The 16724-nt window shown below is 60.2% G+C and carries 11 protein-coding genes, 1 tRNA gene and 2 rRNA genes; 12 read left to right on the top strand and 2 right to left on the bottom strand.

Annotated features, from left to right (window positions below; translation table 11 throughout):
• Positions 1-16: 16 nt before the first annotated feature.
• Positions 17-433: a universal stress protein gene (locus MRUB_RS04630; protein WP_013013197.1), complete on the bottom strand. Its 417-nt coding sequence runs from the start codon at positions 431-433 to the stop codon at positions 17-19.
• Between the two features lie 220 nt (positions 434-653).
• Between MRUB_RS04630 and MRUB_RS04625 the strand changes: the two genes are divergently transcribed.
• From MRUB_RS04625 to MRUB_RS04575, 11 genes are all read left to right on the top strand, one after another.
• A complete protein-coding gene (locus tag MRUB_RS04625) occupies positions 654-1010 on the top strand; it encodes a response regulator (protein ID WP_013013196.1) in 357 nt (118 codons plus the stop codon).
• Positions 1011-1068: 58 nt separating this feature from the next.
• Positions 1069-1539: a chemotaxis protein CheW gene (locus MRUB_RS04620; protein ID WP_013013195.1), complete on the top strand. Its 471-nt coding sequence runs from the start codon at positions 1069-1071 to the stop codon at positions 1537-1539.
• 21 nt (positions 1540-1560) lie between these two features.
• Positions 1561-2316, top strand: coding sequence for an MHYT domain-containing protein (locus MRUB_RS04615; protein WP_013013194.1), 756 nt, complete (start codon positions 1561-1563; stop codon positions 2314-2316).
• The gene (locus MRUB_RS04610; protein WP_013013193.1) at positions 2313-4577 is read left to right on the top strand and encodes a methyl-accepting chemotaxis protein; all 2265 of its coding nucleotides are present in this window, start codon (positions 2313-2315) and stop codon (positions 4575-4577) included. Before MRUB_RS04615 ends, MRUB_RS04610 begins: the two co-directional genes overlap by 4 nt.
• Positions 4578-4588: 11 nt before the next feature.
• Positions 4589-6907: a methyl-accepting chemotaxis protein gene (locus MRUB_RS04605; RefSeq protein ID WP_013013192.1), complete on the top strand. Its 2319-nt coding sequence runs from the start codon at positions 4589-4591 to the stop codon at positions 6905-6907.
• 8 nt (positions 6908-6915) lie between these two features.
• Complete coding sequence (locus MRUB_RS04600) at positions 6916-9651, top strand: hybrid sensor histidine kinase/response regulator (protein WP_013013191.1); 2736 nt, start codon at positions 6916-6918, stop codon at positions 9649-9651.
• A gap of 42 nt (positions 9652-9693) precedes the next feature.
• Positions 9694-10428: a DUF4388 domain-containing protein gene (locus tag MRUB_RS04595; protein ID WP_013013190.1), complete on the top strand. Its 735-nt coding sequence runs from the start codon at positions 9694-9696 to the stop codon at positions 10426-10428.
• A gap of 268 nt (positions 10429-10696) precedes the next feature.
• Complete coding sequence (locus MRUB_RS04590; protein WP_013013189.1) at positions 10697-11584, top strand: response regulator; 888 nt, start codon at positions 10697-10699, stop codon at positions 11582-11584.
• A gap of 251 nt (positions 11585-11835) precedes the next feature.
• Positions 11836-14730, top strand: a 23S ribosomal RNA gene (locus tag MRUB_RS04585).
• Positions 14731-14805: 75 nt separating this feature from the next.
• Positions 14806-14922, top strand: a 5S ribosomal RNA gene (gene rrf, locus MRUB_RS04580).
• Between the two features lie 11 nt (positions 14923-14933).
• Positions 14934-15009: transfer RNA gene (locus MRUB_RS04575), tRNA-Gly, on the top strand.
• A gap of 9 nt (positions 15010-15018) precedes the next feature.
• Here MRUB_RS04575 and MRUB_RS04570 read toward each other — a convergent pair.
• Positions 15019-15687, bottom strand: coding sequence for a TetR/AcrR family transcriptional regulator (locus MRUB_RS04570; RefSeq protein ID WP_013013188.1), 669 nt, complete (start codon positions 15685-15687; stop codon positions 15019-15021).
• A 118-nt stretch (positions 15688-15805) separates the two neighbouring features.
• Between MRUB_RS04570 and MRUB_RS04565 the strand changes: the two genes are divergently transcribed.
• Entirely contained in the window at positions 15806-16669 is an 864-nt protein-coding gene (locus MRUB_RS04565; RefSeq protein WP_013013187.1) for a hypothetical protein, read from the top strand.
• Positions 16670-16724 lie beyond the last annotated feature (55 nt).

Below are 16724 nucleotides of genomic sequence, written 5' to 3'. Positions count from 1 at the left end.
GGTTCAGGCCGTAACGTCAGCGCACCAGCAGCACCGGACACTGGGCATGGGTAAGCACCTTCTGGCTCTGACTGCCCAGCAGCAAGCCCTGCAGTTGGCTCAAGCCTCGAGTGCCCATTACGATCAGATCTACCTGGCGAACCTCGGCCACCCGCAAAATGGCCTCGGCCGGCGGGCCCTCCAGCACCTCGACCTCGAGCTGGGGCCCATCACCCAGCAAAGCCCGGGCCTGGGCTACCACCTGGTCAGCCGCCTCAGTTCGCCTGGAGATGGCCTCTTGCAAAAAGGGTTCCCCCAGATAATCGGGCACAGGGTCGTAGGTATGAACCAGGCACAGCGAAGCGCGATACTGCCGGGCCAGGTCGGCAGCCACCTGGGCCGCTTTCTGCGCATGGACTGAGCCGTCGAAGGCCAGCAGGATGTTTTTGAACATAATCTCCTCCTCCACCCAGCAGATGAGCCAGATGACTTAAATTTAAGCCAAACGTTTCCGGTTTTATCGCTAAAGAAAGGCAAGCGTAACGCCCGCCTGCTCTACGCTTGTGCATTCGTCACATCCAGGGGGTCACGCTTCACGTAACTTTAGGTTATGTTGCGGGTAGTAGTATTCATTTGCTGTCATCGCCACCCTGCCCGCAAATCTGGAGGTAAAAATGGCAAAGCTTATAGCCGTAGACGATTCCATGGCAGATCTTAAGCTCATCGAGCAATCGCTAGCACCCTACCACCAGGTGATCCTGTACCAGGGCAGCGAGAATGTCGAACAGCGCATCGAAGCCGAAAAGCCAGACGCGGTTCTGCTCGATGTGGTCATGCCCGGTCGCAACGGCTACGAGGTGCTTCGCGCCCTCCGGCGCAACGAGTCCACCAAGCACATTCCGGTCTTGATCATCAGCTCCAAGAACGCGCCCACCGATATCGAGTGGGGTAAACGCCAGGGGGCCAACGGCTACCTGACCAAACCCTACACCCCCGAAGACCTGCGCAAAGCTGTCCAGGAAATCCTCTAGCCGGCCCGGTGGTTCCAGTTGAACAGACATCTGCAACTATCTGCAAACGGCTTGCGTTATGAATAAGATCGGCATCGACAAAATCTGGGTGCTGCGGCTTGGCAGCGTCTTTTTGGGCGTTGAGCCCAAAGCCCTGAAAGAAGTGCTGGAAGTAACGCAGCTCACGCCCATTCCCTTGGCCCCTCCACCCCTGCTGGGACTCCTGAGCAACCAGGGCCGGATTGTGTCGGTGTTTGACCTGAGACAGGTGTTGCAGATTCCACCCACAGGCTCCGATCTGGCGGCTTTGCTCGAGGTCGAGGGGCAGGCCATCGCTTTCACAATCGACGAGGTGACCGGGCTGCGCACCAACCTGAGTGGCACCTGGGCTACCCCAAGCCAAGAACCCTTGTTCAGTGCGGTGCTGGAGGACGGCGGCAAAAGCATCCGCATCCTGAACCCCAACAGCCTGCTGGCCCACCTCACCGCCCGGATATCGGCCACAACCCCCGCACCCACCTCTGCAATTCGAACCACCCCGTTCAGCTAAACCCTTGTAAAGGAGTCCCATATGGAACAAACCCACCTTCCCATAAGCCACGACCCCTGGCTGGTCGGGGCCTCGTTTCTTATCGCGATCTTTGCGTCGTATGCCGCACTGGCCATTATCAGCCGCCTGCGGCAGAGCAGCACCAGCAAGAACTGGCTGTGGTTGGGGGCCGCCACCTACGGGCTGGGGGTGTGGGCCATGCACTTCACAGCCATGACCGCCCTCCAGATCACCAAGCTGGTCTCTTACGATCCGCTTATCACCCTGGTATCGATGTTTTTTGCCATCCTGGGGGCTGCCGCCGCGTTCCATCTGATCAGCCGACCCAATGTGGGCCCAGGCCAGATTTTGGGCTCCGGCTTCTTCCTGGGAGCGGGCATCGGAACCATGCACTATGTGGGCATGTTTGCCATGCGCCTCGATGCCCAGCTCACCTTCGACCCAGCCCTGGTGGTGCTTTCGGTTCTGGTGGCAGTGGTGCTGGGCACCTTCGGTATGTGGATGCTGATCAGCCCGGTCTTGAGCCGGGTTCCATTCAGCAATCTAGCCACCGCTACCGTCACCGGGCTGGCCATCCCCTTCATGCACTACACCGCCATGCTGGCCGCGCGCTTTACCGACACCGGCACCACCCAGATTCACAACATGATCGCCAGCGGCAGCCTGGTCACACTCAATATCTTCGTGTTGCTTGCGGTGGTGGTGCTGGGACTACCGGTGTTCATTTCATCCCTGCTCGAGGCCCCCACAGAACAGGCCCAGGAGGCTGAAGCATGACCCAGCGCGGCTCAAAAACTGCTGTGCGCCCTGTGCGCCGCCCCAGGCCAGCCGCCCCCACACAGTTCCTGCCGACCGGCGGGTTTTTGGGTTCGCTTAAGATCTGGCAAAAGCTGCTCCTGATTGTGCTGGCGTTTGTGGCGGTAGGCTTCGTACCCATTAGCATCATCTTCTCCCTCGAGCAACGCCAGAACGAACGGCTGTACAGCCAGCTACAGGGCTACCAGCTCGCGCTGGCCCTCGATGCGGTATCCCAGCAATTACACGAACACCGGCGCTACCTCCTGGATGACCGGCGCCTGGGCCTCAGAAGCAACCTGAGCAAAGAAGCTGCCGACGTGGATAACGCGCTAGCCCGACTGGCTCAACTCAACGAGACCATGCAAGACCGCTTTGGCATCGGCGAGTCCATCTCCGAGCTCAGTCAAAGGTGGGCGGGAATCAAAAACCAGAGCCAGGCAGCCGGTAACAACGCCATCTTCGAAATGCACCACCAGATGATGGTGCAATTACAGCAGACCCTGGAAAAGCTAAGCCTCTCCTCGGGGATGCTGCTCAACATCGGCGAGGAGTCTTTCCTCTTAGCCGAAACCACCTTGCGGCACCTGCCCGAGTTGCGCGAGACCCTGGCCGAGCTGCGCTTCCTGGGTATGGAGGTGCTGGCTCGAGGCTCCGCGCTCATCTACGAGCGGGAGCAGATCATCAACCTGCTCGAGCAGATATCCAGGCGAACCGAGAGCACCCTGCTCAGCCTGGCCCAGAGCCGGTCGGGGCAGGTGCGGGGCCTGGAAGACATCACACTCGAAATTGAGCAGGTCTTCACCGAGACCGGCTTTATCAACTCCTTCGTAACCAACTCGATTCTGGCTACCGCCCGGCCTACCCTGCGCCCCAGCGAGTACGCCAGCACCTTCAACCAGATCGACGCCAGCGTGGCACAGCTCCAGCAAAACGCTCTGCAGGTGCTGCAAAACAACACCCTTCAAACCTGGCAAGAGCTCCAACACGAGCAGACCCTACTGTTCGTGATTATTGCGCTGGCTGTGACGCTGGTGCTGGGGATTGTGGGGGCTGTGGTGCGTTCCATCACCCGCCCATTGGGGCAGTTGTTCAACGCCTCCATGCGGCTGCGCAAGGGCGACCTGGGTGTGCAGGTACCCGTGCAGTCCTCCGACGAGCTGGGCTCGCTGGCCCGCACCTTCAACGACACAGTGGTGCAGCTCAAGGCCAAGGCCGAGGCCGACGCCGAGCAGCTTCGCCAGAGCCAGCTCCTGCAAGAAAACATCGCCGCTTTCCTCAACGTGGCCATGGACATCGCCCAGGGCGATCTGACCAAGCGCGGGCGGGTGACCGAGGATGTGCTGGGCAACGTGGTCGACGCGGTAAACCTGACGGTCGAGGAGATTGCCTATCTGCTCAAGCAGGTGCAGGCTGCCGCCGAGATGGTCAACCGGGGTGCAGCCCAGATGGCCCAGAGCTCCGCAAGCGTGCAGGAGAAAGCCGAGTCGCAGGCCGAGCTCTCAGCCCGGGCCCGCATCGAGGCGCTCGACACCACCGAATCCATCCGCAGCATGGCCGAGCAGATTGTGCAGGGCTCCGAACTGGTTATGCAGGCTAAAGAAGCGGCCCTGGAGGGCCAGGGGGCTGTGCAAAACACCCTCAGCGGTATGCAGAACATCCGCCGCGAGGTGCAGAGCATCTCCAAGAGCATCAAGGCCCTTTCCGACCGCTCGCTGGAAATTTCCGAGGTGGTGGATACCATTTCGCGCATCGCCAAGCAAACCAACCTGCTGGCCCTCAACGCCGCCATCGAGGCGGCCGGTGCGGGTGAGGCTGGGGCCCGTTTCGCGGTGGTGGCCGACCAGGTGCGCAAGCTGGCAGAGGACTCGGCCCGGGCCGCCCAGCGGGTCAACCTGCTGGTCAAGGGCATTCAAACCGAGATTCAAGGCGTGGTGATCTCGGTAGAAGGCGGTACCCGCGAGGTGGAGCAAGGCTACCGCATTGCCACCGAGGCCGGAAGCAAGCTCGAGCAGATCGCAGCCCTGGCCCAGCAATCCGCCGAGGCAGCCCGCTACGTAGCCCAGGCCGCCCAGGAGCAGGTGGCCCGCGTGGAAGAAGTGACCAGCGTGGTGCAGGACATCTACGACACCGCCCTGCAAACCGACCAGGAAAGCCGTAAAGGCCGTCAGACCGCCGAGGAGCTGCAGGCCCTGGCCCAGCGGCTCAGCCAAAGCCTGACCCGCTTCCGGCTGCCTGCCTAAAGGGATGTACTATGGCGCTTCAACGCGAGCTTCGCGAGGTCGAAATCAAGCAGGTGGGCCTCCTGGGCGCCCAGAGCCGCAAGGTGCGGGTGGATGCCGAGGCCCTCGAGGCCCCTTACACCGGGTTCTTTGGCAACCTCCGCGTCCCTTACAAGCTGGCACTGCTGGTCGTTCCCCTGCTGCTGCCCATTTTTTACCTGCTGTTCGCACTGGTATTTGAGCAACAAAGAGACATCAACTTTGTGCGAAGCGAAAAGCAGGGGGTGCTCTTCCTGCAAAGCACCGGCAGCCTGATCAAAGCCATGGCCGAGCATCGCAGCATGAGCGCAGCCACCCTCTCGGGCAACCAGGAACTGGTCGTGCCGCGCTCCCAAAAAGCCGAGGAGATCAGCCGCAGCCTGCAATTGCTCGACAGAATGAACCGCACCGAAGGCGACCCTTACGGCATTGGGGATAGGCTGGCTGCCATCAGAACCGACTGGGATACCCTGCTGGCCATGCGCTATAGCCCCACACAAAGCTTTCAAGCCCACACCCGGCTCATCGGGCAGCTACTGGGGCTATACGAGCAGATGGCCATCGGCTCCAACCTGATTCTAGACCCAACCGTGCAGAGCTACTGGCTGGTGGATTCGGTGGTATACCGCCTGCCGCCGGTCATGGAAACCCTGAGCCAGATACAGGGCATCGGGGCCACGGTCTTGCAGTCCAAGCAGCTCACCGCAGAGCAGGAAAGACGGCTGAACGGGCTTCTGGCCTCGCTGGTCAATCGGGGCACCGGCTTCGGCGAGGTGGCCTCGGTGACGGCAGCCCTCGAGCGCTCGGTACAGAACGCCCTGGCCAGCAACCCCTCGCTGGGCGAGAGCCTGCAGGAGCAGGTGGGCGCGGCCCGGGCCATCACCGAGTCGGCGGTTGAGCTGACCCGCCGGGAGATACTGAGCAGGCGTTTTGGCCTCGAGCCCACCTTTTACTTCGATCAGCTTAGCCGCCCCATTGAGGCCTACTTTGCCGTACAAACCGCCGCCCTGAACCAGCTCAACAACCTGCTCGATCAGCGCTTAGGGCAGTTGGTCAACGGGCAGGTGTTGAGCCTGTTCATCGTGGTGGCCACCCTGATGCTATCCCTCTGGCTGATCGTAGGGGTTTTGCGCTCGATTCTGGCCCCGGTGCAAGAGCTCACACGGGTTGCCCAGCACATCGGGCAGGGCAACCTTTCCACCCTGGCCCACCTGCGCTCCAACGACGAGCTGGGGCTGGTCAGTAGAACCCTGAACCAGTCCATCCTTACCCTGCGCACCCTGCTGGAGCAGCAAGAAGCAGAGCGCCAGCGCGGCCTGCGGCTGCAGGAAAATGTGCGACGCTTCCTGGATGTAGCCACCAAAATCGCCCAGGGCGACCTTACCGAGCGCGGCGAGGTCACCGACGATGTGCTGGGCAACGTGGTGGATGCGGTAAACCTGACCGTTGAGGAAATCGCACACCTGCTCAAAGAGGTCAGGCAAGCCGCCGAGTCGGTCAGTCAGAGCGCCATGCAGATGGATCAGCTCACCGCTTCTATCGCTTCCGGGGCCCTCTTGCAGGCCCAGGAGGTAAGCCAGGTACAGCAACAGACCCAAATTGCCGCCAAGAACATCCGGCAGATGGCCCAAAGCGCAAGCATCACCGCGGAGGCCGCTCTTCGCACCCTCGAGTCGGCCCAGCTAGGCCGCCAGGCCGTGACCCAGACCCTCTCGGGCATGAGCGATATCCGCAGGGAGATGCAGGCCATCGCCGAGAACATCGCCGCGCTGGCTGCACGCTCGGCCGAGATCGAGAGCATCACCAGGGTGCTCGAGGATTTCGCCTCGCAAACCAACCTGCTGGCCCTCAACGCCTCCTTCGAGGCAGCGGGGGCCGGGGCCGCGGGCCGCCGCTTTGCCATCGTCGCTGAGGAAATCCGTAAACTGGCCGAAGACTCAGCCCGCGAGACCAGCCGGGTCAACAACCTGGTGCAGCAGGTACAGACCGATATCAGCCGGGTGGTGGAGCTGGTTCGCGAAGGGGTGCGCGAGGTGGAGACCGGTTACGGCACAGCCAACAGCGCCGGGAGCCGCCTCGAGGAGATTGCCCGACTGGCTGAGCAATCGGCCAGCCTGGCCCAGGAAATCTCGGGCCTGGCCCAGAGCCAGGTGGCCGTGGTGGAACGGGTCGATCAGGCGGTGCAAAAAATCACCCAGACTGCACAAAAGACCGGGGCCGAAAGCCAGGAAGGCCGTCAGTCCGCGGAGGCCATGCGGGTGCTGGCCCAGGAACTCTCTAGAAGCCTGGGTCGCTTCCGCCTGCCCGACTAGGAGCTGCTATGTCTGCCGCAACCGTACCCGATCTGCTGCAAAGCTTTCTGGAAGAGGCCTGGGAGACTGTAGCGGTCTTCGAGCAGGCCGCCGAGTTCCTGGCCATCAAACGCCACGAACCCCTGGTGGTTATGGCCCATCGCCTCAAGGGCTCGGCGGGGTTGTACGGTTTTCCCCAGATCGCCAACCTGGGCGCCCTGGCTGAGCGCATCCTGGAGGCTGCCCCCCGCTATACCGAGCAGCAGCAGGCCAAGGTGGTCGAGTTCGTAGGCCAGCTTACAGCGGTGCTCACCACTGCGCTGGAGAACATCGCCATTCACGGCCAGGAAGGTCGCGTGGGCCTCGAGCTCGGTCGTCTGGGAGCGGCTGCTCTAATCCAGGAGCTGGCCGCGCTCAACCCCGAAGCCTTCGTTAGCGATGAGCCCGAGGAGGCCCCACAAGCCTCCCCCCAGACCCCGGGGGGGGTGGTGGAAGAATTGCAGGCATTCTATCGGCAAAACGCCGAGTTCTGGGAGTTCTTCGCCCCCGAAACCCTCGAGAACCTCGACCACGTAACCCATGCGCTGACCGGTTTACAAACCGGCGACGAAAACGGCGAGCACCTGCGCGCTTTGTTCAGGGCGATGCACACCGTCAAAGGGGCGGCCTACTCGGTGGGCTGCAAGCCGATTGGGGCCCTGGCCCACCAGCTCGAGGATCTCTTGGTAGCGGTGCGCGAGGGCCAGACCCCCTGGAGTGAGCAGATCGCCCACCTGGTGCTGGAAGGTTCGCAGGTATTGAGCCAGATGCTCGTGGTGGCCGAGGGCAAAGATCCCCAAGCTGCTCTAACCCTCCACCAGCAGCTTATCGACCTGCAAAACCGGCTGGCCCTGCTGCTCAACCGGGAGCCGCCCACCCCCGCCCCAGCCCCGGCCGCGCCGGCCCCACCCAGCACCCCTGCTCCACAAACCCGTCCCAGCAGCACGGCATCGGTGCGGGTGAGCCTCGAGCGCCTCGATGCCCTGCTCAACCTGGCCGGTGAGACCCTGGTGGCCCGCTCGCGTTTGGAGCTGCTGGCCCAGCGCTTCGAGGAGATGGATCAGCTCCTCGAAATGGCCCGCCAGCGGCTGATGCGCACCACCGCCGACTTCGAGGCCCGCTACCTCAACCCCAGGCTCTCGCTGGCCCAGGAAACCCAGGCATCCCAGCCCCAGAGCACCCTGGGCAAAACCGTTCAGGAACTGTTTACCGAGCTCGAGTTCGACCGCTACGACGACCTCAACATCCTGGCCCGCTCCATCCAGGAGATGACCAGCGACCTGGCCGAGGTGCGCAACAGCCTTAGCGAGCAGATCAAAGCCTTCCGCCAGGAAACCGAGACCTTCGCTAAACTCTCACAAGAGCTGCGCAACGAGGTGGGCCGGGCCCGGCTCATCCCCATCGGCCGCTTTTACCAGCGCCTCACCCGCCAGGTACAACAAATCGCCGGTGAAAAGCAGGTACAGCTCCTCTTTCAAGGGGAGCAGGTCGAGATCGACTCCGTGCTGCTCGACGGCCTTTCAGAGGCGCTGCTCCACCTGGTCAACAACGCCGTAATTCACGGGATTGAAAGCCCCGCAGAACGCCTCGCCGCCGGAAAAACACCCAAGGGCACCCTGACCATCCGCACCCAGCCGCAGCGCGGTGCCCTGGTGCTGGAGATCAGCGACGACGGGCGGGGTATCGACCTCGAGGCCGTCAAGCAAAAAGCTGTCGAGAAGGGCCTGCGCACCCAGGCCCAGGTAGAGAACATGCGCCCGGAGGAAGCCCTGGAACTCATCTTCCTCCCCGGCCTTTCTACCGCTCCGGTGGTTTCGGATGTGGCCGGACGCGGGGTGGGCATGGATGCCGTCGCAACCACCATCCGCCGCTTGCGCGGCGACCTAACCGTAGAAACCCACAGCGGCCTGGGCACGACCTTTCGCTTACGCATACCGCAAAGCCTGGTGGTCTCGGACATCCTGGTGCTGCAAACCGGCGGGCAGACCCTGGCCCTGCCCCGCGAAAGCCTGGTCACCCTGCTCACCGCGCCTGCCAGCCAGGACGAGGTGGCCTACGAAGGGAAGGCCGTTCCCATCAAGCACCTGGGCGAGCTGCTGAGGCTACCCCCGGCTGAGTCGGAAGAGTATGCGCTGGCCGTGGTGGAAGGCCGCGGTGGCAACTTGGTTGCCCTGGCTGCTGAGCGCTTTATAGGCCTGCAACAGGCCTTGGTCAAGCCCCTCCCAGGCCCTCTTTCCGAACTGCCCCACCTCATCGGCGCCACCGTCTCGCCCACCGGCCAGGTGATTCTGGTACTGAGCCCCAGCGGTCTCCTCAGCCTGAACACCACCCTGCCCACCCAAACCCCCATCAAAGCCTCGCTCAACCGGCGCCTGCCGGTTCTGCTGGTTGACGACTCACTCTCGGTGCGGAAAGTGGTGGCCCAGATGCTGCGCAAAGCCGGCCATCAGGTTGTCACGGCTGCGGACGGACAGGAAGCCCTCGAGCTTTTAGAGCAGCAACCTTTCCAGGCCGTGGTGACCGACCTCGAGATGCCCCGCATGTCGGGTTTCGAACTGCTGGAGGAGGTGCGACGCCGCCCCAACCTGGCCCACCTGCCCATTGCGGTGCTGACCACTCGAGCCTCAACCAAACACCGCGACCTCGCTGTTGAACTCGGTGCAAATGCCTATCTAACCAAGCCCGCCGACGAGGTAGAATTGGGCCGGTTCTTGCAAGAGATATAGTCATATGCTCCAAGAGGCTCGCTTGAAAAAGGAGATTTATCGATGAAAGCCCTGATCCTGACCGGTCAACCCAAGCGTGGTGTCGCGCTCAAAGACAGCTTTGTGCTGTCGGGGTTTGATGTCCAGGTTGAGGACAGCGCCCTCTACGCCATGACCCTTCTGGAACGCCACCGACCCGACGTCATTGTCAGCACAGCCTCGCTGAGCGACCTGGCAGGTGCCGAGTTTTTCGAGATGGTGCGCTCCGACCCACAGCTTGCTCTGGTTCCTTTTGTTTTGCTCGATCACACCACCCCGGCCAAAGTGGGCGACCTCGACCTGGTGCTGCCCCCCGACACACCAGCGGCTGAAGTGGTGCGCAGCGCCTATAAGCTTATCCTCGAGCTAACCCGTAAAACCCACGCCCCCGAAGCTGCCAACCCGGCAACCCAGGGTATACAAGGACGACTGGGCGACATGAGCCTGTTTGAACTGGCCCAGTGGCTGGCTAAATCGGCCAAAACCGGCCGGCTTCGGGTCGAGGTCGAGGGGGAGAGCGCCAGCTGGCTCTTCAGTAAAGGGCAGCTCATCCACGCCGAGTACGCCGGCAAGAGCGGTGAAGATGCTGTGCTGCACCTGCTGCTTCAGGTTGAAAACCGGCCCAGCGGCCATTTCCACTTTGAACCCCTCACCGAAGCCGATTTTTTCCTGGAGCCCATCACCATTCGCAAAAGCACCGACCAACTGCTGCTTTCAATGGCTGTCGAGATGGATCACCGCCAGCAAGGCATCAATTGATGCTGCATAAAAACCAGCCCGGCGCCCGCCTTTGGGCGGGTGTTTTGGCTAGGGCTCGAGCCCTATGAACCGCAATGGCGCCGGGTAAACAGCCTGCACAGTTAATCCCACCCCTTCATCAGCGAACAACAAGGCAGAACTGCGAATTGATCGGGTGGCCTCCTCCAGAACTCACCATGTTCGTACACCAGATGGCTTACCCTAAGCACGGCGTGATGGTCACACATCACCACACCCCATCGCAGATAGCTCTACCATTAGGGTAGTTATGCAAGGATCCAAAGTTTTAGTTGTTGACGACAGCACCAGCGTGCGAAAGGTGCTTGAGAAGCTTTTGTCGTCGCGCGGCCTGGTGGTCACCACCAGCGAGTCGGCCGAGCAGGGCCTTGATGCGATCAATCACCACGCCCCCAACCTGGTTATCGCCGATGTGGTAATGCCCGGTATGAGCGGCTTTGAGCTATGCCAGATGCTCAAAACGCAGGCCTCAACTCAAAACATCCCCGTCATTCTAATTTCCGGCATCATCAACGAGAGTGTGGTCACCCAAGCCCAGCAGGCAGGGGCCTTCGACGTAGTCTCTAAGCCGTTTACACCCGACGACCTCTTTCCCAAAATTGAACGTGCCCTCAACGCTGCCAAGCAGTCAAATCAAGCCAGGGATGAGGCCGTCCCGGTTGCAAGCCAGCCCTCAGCACCGCTGCCACCCATCACCGCACCGGTTAGTCAGCCCCCCGCACCCCCTCCCCCACCGCCGGCGCCGGCAGTACACACAGACCCACAGCCAACCCCTTCATCGCAGGCCCTGCTCAACGAACTACAGCCCTTTCTGGATAAGCCCGAGATTGAGAGCGTCTTTGTCGTGGGTAGCGGCGGCCAGCTATTAGCCTGGCTGGGCCAAACCCTGGATGAACCCGATCTGCTGGCCACCTACATACACACCCTGCTCTCCATCAGCAGCGTCATGGGCGAAAAATACCACCTCTCCTCGGTGCAAAGCCTGAACCTCGAGTACCTGGGCAAAACCGTCATTGTCAGCCGCATCAGCGATAAGGCCTCCTTGGTGCTCTTGCTGCGCGGCACCGGCGGGACGGGCGTTATTCGCTACCTGGTGCTTAAACAAATGCCCCAGCTAAAAGCCGTACTAAGCAGCTAGACGCGCTTTTCTCCTACAGGGGGCGGCCAGCCCCCTGCTTTTTTTGCTCAGGGGGTGTTGACAGATTTCAGGGTATTCGGTACTCTCTTCGTTGCGCCGCGATAGGAAGCAGGCGCGAGGATCATGAAAAAGGGGTAGTAGGGAGTAGGAAGGAAGTCCATCCCAGGCTTCTATTTGCGGTAGCGGTAGAGGTGTCATGGGGTGGGTTGGAATAGGCCTTATCTTCGGGGGTAACCCTGAGGAGGAGAGAAGGTCAAGATAGAACGGGCACACGGTGGATGCCCTGGCACCTAAGCCGATGAAGGACGTGATTACCTGCGAAAAGCCCGGTGGAGCTGGTAGTAAGCGTTGATACCGGGATGTCCGAATGGGGGAACCCGGCCTGTGGGAACACAGGTCACCACCTATGAGGTGGGGGGAACCTGGGGAACTGAAACATCTAAGTACCCAGAGGAGAAGAAAGAGGAATCGATTCCCTGAGTAGCGGCGAGCGAAAGGGGAGGAGCCTAAACCGTTGAGCGTGCTCAGCGGGGTTGTGGGGCTGGCGGTATCGAAGCGGAAGTCTAGTCGAAGGGTTTTGGGAAAGCCCACCATAGAAGGTGAAAGTCCTGTAGACGAAAGGCGGAGGCTAGTAGCCAGTACCCGAGTAGCCTGTGGTTCGTGGAGCTATGGGTGAATCTGCGCGGCCCACCGCGTAAGGCTAAATACTCTAGGTGACCGATAGCGGACCAGTACCGTGAGGGAAAGGTGAAAAGAACCCCGGGAGGGGAGTGAAATAGAACCTGAAACCGTGTGCTTACAAGCAATCAAAGGACTATACAGGTCTTTTGGTGTGCCTATTGAAGCATGAGCTGGCGACTTACGGTAGTCGGCGAGCTTAAGCCGGAAGGCGGAGGCGTAGCGAAAGCGAGTCCGAACAGGGCGTGTAGTCGGCTGCCGTAGACTCGAAACCCAGAGAGCTAGTCCTGGCCAGGCTGAAGCCGAGGTGACACTCGGTGGAGGGCCGAACCGGTGGGAGATGCAAATCCTTCGGATGAGCTGGGGTTAGGAGTGAAAAGCTAACCGATCTGGGAGATAGCTAGTTCTCCTCGAAATGACTTTAGGGTCAGCCTCGGATGCTTATTTGGGCCTGTAAAGCACTGATAGGGCTAGGGGGCCTACCAGCCTACCAAACCCTTTCAAACTCTGAAGGGTCCGAAATGGAGTCCGGGAGTGAGGGCACGAGTGCTAACATCCGTGTCCAAGCGCTGGAACAACAGAGACCGCCGAATAAGGTCCCCAAGTACAGGTTAAGTGGATAAAGATGTGGGGTTGCCCAGACAGCTAGGAGGTTGGCTTAGAAGCAGCCATCCTTTAAAGAGTGCGTAATAGCTCACTAGTCGAGTGACCCTGCGCTGAAAATGATCGGGGCTCAAACCTGTCACCGAATTCGCGGACTTAGCCGGGCTTTGCCTGGTTGAGTGGTAGAGGAGCGTTCCCTATGCCGATGAAGCCATACCGTGAGGAGTGGTGGAGGTACGGGAAGTGCGAATGCCAGCATGAGTAACGATAAAAGGGGTGGGAATCCCCTTCGCCGTAAACCCAAGGTTTCCTACGCGATGGTCGTCATCGTAGGGTTAGGCGGGGCCTAAGGATAAGCCGAGAGGCGAGGCCGACGGACAACTGGTTAATATTCCAGTCCTACTACGCAGTGCGATGGGGGGACGCTTTAGGCTAGGCGAACCGGAGCCATGGAAGAGCCCGGACAGAAGCCCAAAGGGGACTATAGGCAAATCCGTAGTCCATTACCGGTGGGTGGTGTGGAAGCCGCAAGGTGACAACTCGCCGAAGCCATGGAGCCGAGAAAAGCCTCTAAGCATAACTGCGGAGTACCCGTACCGTAAACCGACACAGGTGGGTGGGTGTAAATGCACCAAGGCGCGCGGGAGAACCCTCGCTAAGGAACTTTGCAATCTAGCCCCGTAACTTCGGGAGAAGGGGTGCTCAAGGTGGCGCCGCGTGCGGCGCCATGGAGAGCCGCAGTGAATAGGCGCTGGCGACTGTTTACCAAAAACTCAGCTCTGTGCGAACACGTAAGTGGAAGTATACGGAGCGACGCTTGCCCGGTGCTGGAAGGTCAAGGGGAGGGGTGCAAGCCCTGATCCGAAGCCCCAGTGAACGGCGGCCGTAACTATAACGGTCCTAAGGTAGCGAAATTCCTTGTCGGGTAAGTTCCGACCTGCACGAAAAGCGTAACGATCAGCGCGCTGTCTCAGCGAGGGACCCGGTGAAATTGAACTGGCTGTGAAGATGCAGCCTACTCGTGGCAGGACGAAAAGACCCCATGGAGCTTTACTGTAGTCTGGCCTTGAGATTCGGCCGTTTCTGCGCAGGATAGGTGGGAGCCTATGAAGCCGGGGCTTTGGTCTCGGTGGAGGCGACGGTGAGATACCACCCTGAGACGTCTGGATTTCTAACCCGTTGACGGGGACAGGGCTTGATGGGCAGTTTGACTGGGGCGGTCGCCTCCCAAAAGGTAACGGAGGCGCCCAAAGGTTCCCTCAGGTGGGACGGAAACCCACCAGAGAGCGCAAGGGTAGAAGGGAGCCTGACTGTGAGGCCTGCAAGCCGAGCAGACGCGAAAGCGGGGCCTAGTGAACCTGTGGTTCTGTGTGGAAGGGCCATAGATCAACGGATAAAAGTTACCCTGGGGATAACAGGCTGATGATTCCCGAGCGTCCATAGCGGCGGAATCGTTTGGCACCTCGATGTCGGCTCGTCACATCCTGGGGCTGAAGAAGGTCCCAAGGGTTGGGCTGTTCGCCCATTAAAGTGGCACGCGAGCTGGGTTCAGAACGTCGTGAGACAGTTCGGTCTCTATCCGTCACGAGCGCAAGAAGGTTGAGGGGGGCTGCTCCTAGTACGAGAGGACCGGAGTGGACGTACCGCTGGTTTTCCTGCTGTTCTTCCAAGGGCATATGCAGGGTAGCCAAGTACGGGAGAGATAACCGCTGAAAGCATCTAAGCGGGAAACTTGCCCCAAGATGAGCCTTCTCACGGAGTCAATCCGGTAAGGACCCCGGTAGAATACCGGGTGGATCGGCGGGAGGTGTACGCGCAGCGATGCGTTGAGCCGACCCGTGCGAATCGTCCGAGGTCTTGACCTTTATGCACTGATCTGGATACCCCTTCCCTCCCCTACCCCTTTTCGATCCAACTTTGAAATGTAAAACATTGGAAACCTCTGTGCTCATAGCGGCATGGTACCACCCGTTCCCATTCCGAACACGGAAGTGAAACGTGCCTGCGCCGATGGTACTTGGCTCGAAGGGGCCTGGGAGAGTAGGGCAGTGCAGAGGTTTTTTTCTTTGCGGGAATAGCTCAGTTGGTAGAGCACAACCTTGCCAAGGTTGGGGTCGCGGGTTCGAGTCCCGTTTCCCGCTCCAAATAACTACTTACCCCCCCTCAGTTTTGAGGAGGGGGTTTTTATTTGCCACCATCCATTCCACCAGGTGTTTACCCGTGTTCAAGGTTTGCAGGGCCAAAAGATGGGCCACCAGCTCCTGATCCAGCTCGGGCTCCCAGCGCAAGCTCTCCACTGCGCTGAGGGTCATGCTAACCATCAAGTCGGCCATGAAACCGGCCTGGGGGCGTCCGCCTTTGGGCAAATTGAGTGGCTCAACCACCCGTGTAAGATAGGAAACAAGGTCGCTGCGAAGACCTTGCTGCACTCGAGACAGCGCCCGGCCCAAAGGTGAGGGATCACGGAAGTAGCGAATCAGCAGCTCCACAAACACCCACTGCTGCTGTAGTTCAGTGAGCAGCCTGCGGTACTGCGCCTTGACCAGGTGGTAATCACCAGCACCCTGGGAACCCAGCAGCGCCAAACCCTCAGCCAGGCTGGCCCGTATCTTCTCCCCTATTCGTTCGGCTGCCACCGAGATGCAGGCCTCGAGGCTATCGAAGTGCGCATAAAAGCCCGACTGCACAATACCCACCTCGCGGGCCAACCGGGCTGTAGAGACCGCGCTCAGACCCTCTTGGCTCAAAATACGCACTGTAGCCTCGATCAGCTTTTCGCGAGTGATCTCACCATGAGGGCGTTTTTTGCGTTTCCCCGTCATAAAGTCGGTTCAATCTTAATATACGTTTAACCTAAAGCCCGGATTGTTGGCGGCCATTAAGTGATTGCGCTATCATTTTATTCGATGTGGTGATTGGCTACCACTTGAGGAGTGATTTATGGAAAAGCCGCTGCTGAAACCTTTGCTGCTGTTGAGTCTGCTGGCTGTGCTTGCTGCTTGCGGCGAACAGCCCACCCGTGAACCCCTCAGCCGGGAAGATGCCCAGGAGCTCAAAAGCAATGTCCTGGAAGCCAATAAGTACCTGGTGGCTGCCCTGGGCAACCCCACCAACATGGTAACCACCAGCGCGGTTGGGGGCCAGGTCTTCCCGGCTCCCGTAGCCAGCCTGATTCTGGCCTCGGGGCTCGATGCGCAAAGCATCAGTTGTAGCGCCAGCACCACCCCCTCCAACCCGCAAGACCAGGATCAGGACAGCATCCCTGTGCAAGCCACCTTTGCCGTGGACTGCAGGGTAGAAAGCACCTATCTAAAAGGGAAGATCACACTCCAGGACAAAGACGATAACGACCCCAAAAGCGGCTATGTCTTGAACACCGATCAGTACGAGTTGAGCTTCAACACCGGTACAGCCAACCAGACGGGTCTCAAGCTTGACCTCGACCTCGAGGTCAACCGCAAAAACCCCAACTACGACATCCGCTACAACTTCTACTTTGAAGCCTACAAACCAGGCAAGCGCTACAGCCAGCGCTACAACTACACCGCTGCATACATACCCGATGACCCGGAGCGTCCTTTTGTGGGCGGCACCTTCAACTACAGCGGGGCGCTCGAGTACCGCACCCCCAGCCGCTACTACCTGCTCCAGGGCCTCGCCACCAACCTGAAGTACCTTCAGAGCTGCCGCGCCACCTTTGTGGGCGGCAGCTTTAGCCTGACCGATAGCCGCGGCAACCGTCTGGATGTGGTATACAACGGTTGCAACAACGTAACCGTCACCTACAACGGCGAAGCTCTATAACCCCAGCCCCACCACACCCCGCAATACTGGCGGGGTGTTTTTTGTTTACAATCCT

The organism is Meiothermus ruber DSM 1279 (assembly GCF_000024425.1).
Classification (GTDB): Bacteria; Deinococcota; Deinococci; order Deinococcales; family Thermaceae; genus Meiothermus; species Meiothermus ruber.
Note: the sequence above shows the minus strand (reverse complement) of the source record. Positions and strands in the feature narration are given on the sequence as shown.

Bases quoted from the DNA above. Each gene is read 5' to 3' on its own strand.
- MRUB_RS04630 (WP_013013197.1), bottom strand. From the start codon at position 433: ATGTTCAAAAACATCCTGCTGGCCTTCGACGGCTCAGTCCATGCGCAG.
- MRUB_RS04625 (WP_013013196.1), top strand. From the start codon at position 654: ATGGCAAAGCTTATAGCCGTAGACGATTCCATGGCAGATCTTAAGCTC.
- MRUB_RS04620 (WP_013013195.1), top strand. From the start codon at position 1,069: ATGAATAAGATCGGCATCGACAAAATCTGGGTGCTGCGGCTTGGCAGC.
- MRUB_RS04615 (WP_013013194.1), top strand. From the start codon at position 1,561: ATGGAACAAACCCACCTTCCCATAAGCCACGACCCCTGGCTGGTCGGG.
- MRUB_RS04610 (WP_013013193.1), top strand. From the start codon at position 2,313: ATGACCCAGCGCGGCTCAAAAACTGCTGTGCGCCCTGTGCGCCGCCCC.
- MRUB_RS04605 (WP_013013192.1), top strand. From the start codon at position 4,589: ATGGCGCTTCAACGCGAGCTTCGCGAGGTCGAAATCAAGCAGGTGGGC.
- MRUB_RS04600 (WP_013013191.1), top strand. From the start codon at position 6,916: ATGTCTGCCGCAACCGTACCCGATCTGCTGCAAAGCTTTCTGGAAGAG.
- MRUB_RS04595 (WP_013013190.1), top strand. From the start codon at position 9,694: ATGAAAGCCCTGATCCTGACCGGTCAACCCAAGCGTGGTGTCGCGCTC.
- MRUB_RS04590 (WP_013013189.1), top strand. From the start codon at position 10,697: ATGCAAGGATCCAAAGTTTTAGTTGTTGACGACAGCACCAGCGTGCGA.
- MRUB_RS04570 (WP_013013188.1), bottom strand. From the start codon at position 15,687: ATGACGGGGAAACGCAAAAAACGCCCTCATGGTGAGATCACTCGCGAA.
- MRUB_RS04565 (WP_013013187.1), top strand. From the start codon at position 15,806: ATGGAAAAGCCGCTGCTGAAACCTTTGCTGCTGTTGAGTCTGCTGGCT.